This window comes from Psychrobacter sp. (assembly GCF_035469765.1).
Taxonomy (GTDB): Bacteria; Pseudomonadota; Gammaproteobacteria; order Pseudomonadales; family Moraxellaceae; genus Psychrobacter.
The window spans coordinates 1-3,484 of sequence record NZ_DATIRM010000326.1; the positions used below are offsets into that span (position 1 = coordinate 1).

Below are 3,484 nucleotides of genomic sequence, written 5' to 3' on the forward strand. Positions count from 1 at the left end.
AAGAGCGCCAGCAACTTGTCGCTTATGCTTCAGGGTTATAATAAAATCTGGTATAAAGCGTAAAGGCAGTTACTGTAAAAAAATGGTTCTGAAGACAATGTTCTCATTATTCATAACGCTGACTTTTAGATGAAAGTCAGCATTATTAAAAGCCAGTTTTATCAAGTATTAACGCTTATCGTTCAAGCATAATCAGAAAAAATAGCACCCCTGCCTCAGCGATACCTTATTTCATTTCAGCTTTAGTTTATCTAGGATAATGACAATGACAAAAAAAATAACCAGCGACTTTGATCAAGCAAGCTATCCACGCGATTTAAAAGGCTATGGCGAAAATCCACCAAAAGCCAATTGGCCGGGCGGTGCTAAGATTGCCGTACAGTTTGTGCTAAATATAGAAGAAGGCGCAGAGAACAGTGTCTTGCATGGCGATGGTCAGTCAGAACGTTTTTTATCTGATGTCTTAGGTACGCCTGAATTTACCAACCGTCACCAGTCTATCGAGTCAGCTTTTGAATATGGTAGCCGTGTAGGCGTTTGGCGCGTATTAGATACTTTTAAAGAATATGGTTTACCCATTACTACCTTTACTTGTGCAGCTGCTGCCGAAAAAACACCGCATATTGTCGAGCGCATCCTAGAAGACGGACATGAGATTGCCAGTCACGGCCTACGCTGGATCACCTATCAATATATGTACCGCGAAACTGAGCGCGAGCATGTACGCCGCGCCACTGAAATCTTTGAGCGTATGGTCGGCAATCAGCCTCTTGGTTGGTATACCGGTCGCGATAGCCCAAATACTCGCGAGCTGGTCGCTGAGCAGGGTGGTTATATTTATGACTCTGACTCTTATGCTGATGAGCTCCCTTACTGGCTCAATGTTAAAATAGAAGAAGGCAGCAAAATTGCTCGCAAACCACATCTGGTTATCCCCTACACGTTAGAGACCAATGATATGCGTTTTTCTTCAAGTCCTGGGTTTACCAATGCCGAACCTTTTTATCAGTATTTGAAAGACAGCTTTGACACTTTATATGAGGAAGGTCAAGACACGCCAAAAATGCTCACCATTGGTTTGCATTGCCGCATTATTGGTCGTGCTGGTCGCATTAAAGCGCTTAAACAATTTCTACAATACATCACCAGTAAACCAGATGTTTGGATATGCCGCCGCGATGAAATCGCCAAGCACTGGTATGAAAATCATCCAGCCACGGCTGATAACACCGCCAACTGGATGTAACCGTAACAACAATCATAAGACGTATCATCATATTAATAAGCACGTGCGTAGTAGCAACCACGTAAGCTAACGGATAATACGCTCAAGGCAGTTTATACCTTATTGATCCAATTGCTCAAAACCGACATCTTGTGTCTAGTATTTGCTTAGCTTAAATAGATCTATCACTTAATAAGTTACTAAAATAACTAAATAGATGATATTGCTAACTAACCTAAAGGTGAACTTATGAAAACCACAATCATTGCCAAGCCTTTGACCAAGGCTGAATTTGCTCCCTACGGTGCGGTTATTGAACCGTATGGTGAGGATGAAGCCACACCGGATAACTGCTGGGATATTAATAGAGGCTATGCTTGTCGTCATAATGCCATCTCAAAAGTTGGTCTAAATGGTGGAGAAGTCGGTTTTAGCATTTTTCGTACCAAAAGACGCGATTGTCCGATTACATTATCAGTGATGGAATACCATCCGTTTGGTACGCAAGCCTTCTTTTCTATGAATGGCACAGACTATTTAGTCGTTGTTGCCAAAGCTGGCGATGCGCCTAAATCAGCTGATGATTTAGAGGTGTTTTATGCCCATTCGCACCAAGGTGTACAGTATGACGCCAATGTTTGGCATCATCCGCTACTGGCGCTAAAAGCGGATTGTGATTTTTTAGTGGTCGATCGCATCAATGGTGAGGGTAATAACTGCCATGAATTCGAGATTGATGATTGGGAAGTTTGTATTGATATATCTGATGAGCAGGCTAAAAATCAGGCTTAATGGCTATAGTCAAATGATAAATGATTTTGCTGGTGTTCTAAAAAGTATGCTGGCATCAGACCTCGTGTGAACATTGACGTTATTCTAACGGTCCCTTTATTAAAAGATCCGTTAGGCACTAATCACACAAGAAATTGAAATTAAAAACGATTTAAACTACTAGGCTATATCTAACGTCTAACGATTTTGACAATAGCTTAGCCTTTCAAGCTGCACATAATTTAGTGGTTGAAGAAAAACCCTAGCCAAACGGGTATACCCCTCCTTTGCTCCACGATTCAAACTCAAAGGTTCAGGCACAAATTTATCGCGGCACAAAACCATTAAGGAACATGAACAATGTCAACAAAAAGCACTTATTACGCACCAACTGGCGGATTGCCTCCGCAAACACAATTACTATCTGATCGCGCTATCTTCACCGAAGCTTATGCGATTATTCCTAAACGTGTACTAACTGACATTGTTATTAGCTACCTACCGTTTTGGACAGGTATGCGGATGTGGGTGCTTGCACGTCCACTTTCAGGTTTCTCTGAAACCTTCTCACAGTATATCGTCGAAGTTGAGCCTAATGGCGGTTCAGAAAAGCCTGAGCTAGATGCAAATGCCGAAGGTGTTGTATTCATCGTTGAAGGTGAAATGGATATGACTATTGAAGGTGAGTCGCATCATCTTGAAGCAGGTGGTTATGCATTTTTACCACCTGGCTGCAAATGGACGCTAAAAAACAATAGCGACAAGCACGTTAAGTTTCATTGGATCCGTAAAGCTTATCAACATTGCGAAGGTATTGATGTGCCTGAAGCGTTTGTAACAAGCGATCACGATGTTGAAGCTATTGAAATGCCGGGTACTGATGGCGTATGGACAACCACTCGATTTACCGAGCAGTCTGATATGCGTCACGACATGCATGTAAACATTGTTACTTTCCAGCCAGGTGGCGTGATTCCATTTGATGAAACGCATGTTATGGAACATGGTTTGTATGTACTAGAAGGTAAAGCCGTCTATCACTTAAACGGTGAATGGGTAGAAGTTGAAGCAGGTGACTTTATGTGGCTGCGCGCATTCTGCCCACAATCTTGCTACGCTGGTGGACCTGGTCCATTTAGATACTTACTATATAAAGACGTAAATAGACATATGCCGTTTATTCGTCCAGAACGATAAGCAATATAGATACATAATCGTTAATTCCAATATGTCATTTATTATTCTTTAGAACACCATCAAAATTTTTAATAGTAGAGCCAGCTAATTACGATTAGCTGGCTTTTTATTTGTATACTGAATTTAATATTTTTAAAACAGAGCATTAATCAAGTGCTGCTATAGTTAAAATACCTTAAAAACGCTACGGTACTGCTGGTATAAATTTTTTGCAGCCTCTGTCTGCGTAGGCACAGCAAGCAAGAAAAATTGATATCAGCAGTACGTTATGTATCGATATTGCTTTTCCCT

General features: G+C 41.2%; 3 protein-coding genes. All 3 read left to right on the forward strand.

Annotated features, from left to right (window positions below):
- Window positions 1-265: 265 nt before the first annotated feature.
- Complete coding sequence (gene puuE / locus VLN09_RS09125) at window positions 266-1,246, forward strand: allantoinase PuuE (RefSeq protein WP_325245804.1); 981 nt, start codon at window positions 266-268, stop codon at window positions 1,244-1,246.
- 228 nt (window positions 1,247-1,474) lie between these two features.
- Window positions 1,475-2,017, forward strand: a complete 543-nt coding sequence (locus VLN09_RS09130; RefSeq protein WP_325245806.1) for an ureidoglycolate lyase — start codon at window positions 1,475-1,477, stop codon at window positions 2,015-2,017.
- Between the two features lie 339 nt (window positions 2,018-2,356).
- On the forward strand, window positions 2,357-3,193 hold the full coding sequence (locus tag VLN09_RS09135) for a bifunctional allantoicase/(S)-ureidoglycine aminohydrolase (RefSeq protein WP_325245808.1): 837 nt from the start codon (window positions 2,357-2,359) through the stop codon (window positions 3,191-3,193).
- The last annotated feature ends 291 nt before the right edge of the window (window positions 3,194-3,484 follow it).